This window comes from Streptomyces sp. FH025, from assembly GCF_017427025.1.
In the GTDB taxonomy this organism is placed as follows: Bacteria; Actinomycetota; Actinomycetes; order Streptomycetales; family Streptomycetaceae; genus Kitasatospora.
The window spans coordinates 1-3961 of record NZ_JAFLNG010000708.1 but is presented as its reverse complement, the minus strand read 5'-3'; the positions used below and the strand labels follow the sequence as shown (position 1 = coordinate 3961).

Genomic DNA, 3961 nt, shown 5'->3' with positions numbered 1-3961 from the left:
GAAGAGGGCGCCGAGGGCGACGAGGGTGCGGAACAGGGCGCGTCCGACGGGGCCGTGTTCGTCGCGGCGGGCGGTGACCTTGCCGCAGACCAGTCCGCCGCTGGCCAGCAGGCCGGCCCGGGCGGCGGCGGTCCAGCCGGGTTGGGGCAGGCAGTCGGCGTCGGTGCGGGCGAGCAGGGTGGCGCCGTGGGCGATGGCGTGGCGGAAGGCGGTGTCGACGGCGCAGCCGACGCCCTTCTCGGGTTCGGTCAGGACGTGGACCGGGAAGGGGGCGTGGGCGGCGAAGGCGTGGACGGTGGCGAGGGTGTCGTCGGTGGAGCCGTTGTCGGCGACGAGGAGGGTGAAGTCGCGGTCGCGCTGGGCGGCGAGGGCGCCCAGGGTGGCGCCGATGCGGGCCTGTTCCTGGTAGGCGGGGATGACGACCCACAGGGTCATGACGCCTCCCAGACCATGGCCATGAGGCTGACGCCGCCGCCGAGGCCGATCAGCAGTACCTTGTCGCCCGGCTTCAACTCTCCCTTTATTCGGTCGAGTTGGATGCCGAGGGTGGCGCTGGCGATGTTGCCGAGTTCGGGCACGGTGAGCACCAGTTTCTCGGCGGGGGCGCCGGTCAGTTCGACGAAGCGTTCCAGGTAGGGGACGGTGACCTGGTGGACCAGCACCCGGGTGTAGTCGTCCCAGTGCAGGCCGGTGCGCTGGGCGAGGCGGGAGAGGACGGCGGGGCCGATGCGTTCGAAGACGCCGCGCAGTTCCTTGCCGCCGCCGCGGAAGTAGCTGTGTTCGTCGCCGCGCGGGTGGCGGGAGCCGCCGCCGGGGATGCCGCCGGCCTGCCAGTGTTCGGAGGCGGTGGTGGTCTCGATGTCGAGGATGCCGCCGTCGGTGACGGTCTCGACGAGGACGGCGGCGCCCGCGTCGCCGAAGGTGTAGCCGGCGAAGCCGTCGCGGAACTCGGCGGCGTCGGAGGGGTCGCGGCGCATCGCGCGGCTGGGGGTCTCGCCGGTGACGACCAGGGCGCGGCGGGCGCGTCCGGCCAGGATCATGGCGCGGGCCAGGTCGATCCCGTTGAGAAAGCTGTTGCAGGCGTTGCTGACGTCCAGCGCGTGGGCGCGGGTGCCGAGTTCGGCCTGGACGAGGTGGGCGGTGGCGGGTTCGCAGATGTCCCGGGTGGCGGAGGCGAAGAGCAGCAGGTCCACCTCGCGGGGGTGCAGGCCGCGGGCGTCGAGGGCGCGGCGGGCGGCGGCGACGGCGAGGGTGGAGGCGTACTCGTCGTCGGCGGCGAAGTGCCGGGTGCGGATGCCGGTGGCCTTCTCGAACATCCGCTCGGGGAGGGCGAGTCGGCCGCCGGCGGTGATCTCGTCCTGGAGCTGCTGGGAGGTGAGCCGGCGCTGCGGCAGGTGGGAGCCGACGGCGGTGATGCCGATCCTCGGTGTCGCTGCTGGGTGCATGGCCCCCATGCTCGGCCGGGCGCGGCCGGGCCCGCCTGAGTACGGGTACTCAGGCAGGCCCGGGCCGTTACCCGGTTCGGGAGGCGCCTCCCGACTCAGTCCGTCACGCGGTGACCGTGGTGGAAGAGCGGGTCACGGGTGTCGAAGGGGACGTCCTCGCGGGAGGCGGCGACGGCCGCGTCGGAGCGGGGCAGGTCGAAGGGCAGGGTGGCGGTCATCGGGGCGCGGCCGAGGGCGGCGGCGAGCACCACGTCGTCCTCCGCGCCGAACTCGCCGATCAGCAGGGCCGCGTGGGGCGCGAGCGGGGTGAGGACGGCGGGCCGCTCCAGGTGGACGGCGAAGACCGTGGGCACGGTACGGGCCAGAACGGTGAGCCGTTCGACCTCGGCGGGCTCGAACTCCAACGAGCCGCTGTGGAAGGCCTGTTCGAGCAGCCCCTCGCGCTTCTCGTACGGCGTCTTCAGCCGCACCACCGCCAGGTCGGCGTCCTCTGGCGCGGCCACCACGGTGCCGTAGCGCGCCGCGGCCTCCTCGTCGACGCCCTCGACGTAGATCCGGGTGCCGGCGGGCGGCTGCCCGGCGATGTGCACCAGGGAACGGCGCTGCACCTGGCGGCCGAGTTCGCGGCCTTCGACGGAGCCGACGACGCGCTCGGCCTCGTCCGGGTCCACGTACGGGTCGTCGAAGAGGCCGAGGCGGAACTTGTCGCGCAGGATGCGGCGCACGGACTCGTCGAGGCGGGCCTCGGTGACGGCGCCGGAGCGCACGGCGGCCAGGATGAGTTCGGGGTCGGTCTCGCCGCCGAGCTGGTCGGCTCCGGCGTCCAGGGTGAGGACGACCTGTTCGGCGACGGTGAGGTGTTCGACGCCCCAGTGGCGCGGCGGGAGGGTGACCAGGCCGGGGATCTCCATGCCGGTGATGGCGTTGAAGTCGGTGCACACGACGCCGTCGAAGCCGTACTTTCCGCGCAGCAGGCCGGTGATGACGTCGTGGTTGAAGTTGGCGCCGACCTCGGTCAGGCCGCTGCCGGCGGGGATGGCGTAGGCGGGCATGATCTGCGCGGTGCCGGCGGCGAAGGCGGCCTCGAAGGGGCGCAGGTGGGTCTCGAACTGCCCGCCGGGGTAGGCCAGGCTGCGCCCGGCGGCGAAGTGGGACTCCTCGCCGCCGGCCTGGGGGCCGCCGCCGGGGAAGTGCTTGGTCATGCAGGCCACGCTGTCGGGGCCGATGCTCTCGCCCTGGAGGCCGCGGATGTAGGCGGTGATGATCCGGCAGACGCGCTCGGGGTCCTCGCCGAAGGTGCCGCTGATGCGGGCCCAGCGCGGTTCGGTGGCGAGGTCGGCCATGGGGTGGATGGCGACGCGGATGCCGACGGCGCGCAGCTCGCGGCCGATCAACTCGGCGTATTCGCGGACGAGTTCCGGGTCGTCGGTGGCGCCGAGGCCGATCGGCTCGGGGCCGGCGGAGAAGCCGCCGCCGGCGAAGGCGGTGGCGGGGTTGGTGGTGAAGCCGTGGCGGGGGTCGGAGGCGAGGGTGACCGGGATGCCCAGGCGCCGGGAGGCGGCGAGGTCCTGGACGTGGTTGTTCCACTCGGCCATGGTGCGGGCGTCGGGGACGGCCATCATGCCGAAGGCGGTGAGGCCGCGTTCGGTGATGAGGTGGTCGCCGGAGGGGAAGGGGCCCTGGTTGCCGGGGAGCATCCGGCCGTGGAGCATCTGGGCGGCCTTCTCCTCCGGGGTCATGCGGCCCAGCAGGTCCTCGACGCGCTCCTCGACGCTCAGGCGCGGGTCCTCGTACGGCTCCATGGTGCCGTTGTGGTTGAGGTCGCGGAACGGGGTGCCGTCGCTGTGGTGCAGCAGGGTCCTCACGCGGCACCGCCCGTGGCGGCCTTGGCCCGCAGGGCCTCCAGCGTCGAGGCCGGCACGCCGCAGTGGGCGAGGAAGGCGGCCGCGCCGCCGTAGCGGGCGGCCACCAGGGCGAGGAAGGCCTCCATCGCCTCGGCGGGGGCGGCCAGCAGCGGGGCGGGCACCGTGAACTCGCCGCTCTCGACCTTGTTGAGGGCCTCGCGGTTGCGGTCGGCCAGGCCGGCCCAGATCTGCGGCAGCGCCTCGGCGGTGCGCGCGTAGTCGGCGACGATCTCCTCGGCGCTGACGCCGAGGACCTCCAGCAGCAGCGCGGTGATCAGGCCGGTGCGGTCCTTGCCGGCGGCGCAGTGCAGCAGGGCGGCGCCGGGGCGGGCGGCGGCCTCGACGGCGGCGGCCACGCCCTGGGGGGCGGACTCGGCCATCAGCAGGTAGAACGCGCCGAGGTCGGCGTCGGTGGTCATGGCGCGCAGGGCCCGTTCGAGCTCGGCGCCGGTGGGCTGCATCGTGGCGGCGACGACGTCGATGCCGGCGGCCTCGACGGCGTCCCAGTCCCCGTCGCGGGTCTCGGTGTCCCCGCGCAGGTCGATGACGGTGCGCACGCCGTGCTCGGTGAGCTGCGCGACGGTGGCGGCGTCGGCGGCGGGGAAGGGCTGG

At 74.2% G+C, this 3961-nt stretch carries 4 protein-coding genes; all 4 read right to left on the bottom strand.

Annotation, left to right across the window (positions count from 1 at the left end; all coding sequences use genetic code 11):
- The coding region (locus J0670_RS32470) for a glycosyltransferase family A protein (RefSeq protein WP_207815644.1) at positions 1-435 on the bottom strand (435 nt) is incomplete at its 3' end.
- The gene (locus J0670_RS40085) at positions 432-1445 is read right to left on the bottom strand and encodes a ketoacyl-ACP synthase III (protein ID WP_279383111.1); all 1014 of its coding nucleotides are present in this window, start codon (positions 1443-1445) and stop codon (positions 432-434) included. The genes J0670_RS40085 and J0670_RS32470, both read right to left, overlap by 4 nt.
- A 95-nt stretch (positions 1446-1540) precedes the next feature.
- A complete protein-coding gene (locus J0670_RS32460) occupies positions 1541-3310 on the bottom strand; it encodes a glycoside hydrolase family 3 N-terminal domain-containing protein (protein ID WP_307806795.1) in 1770 nt (589 codons plus the stop codon).
- Positions 3307-3961, bottom strand: a 655-nt coding sequence (locus J0670_RS32455) for a tyrosine-protein phosphatase (protein ID WP_207815640.1), incomplete at its 5' end; no start/stop codon positions are given. The genes J0670_RS32455 and J0670_RS32460, both read right to left, overlap by 4 nt.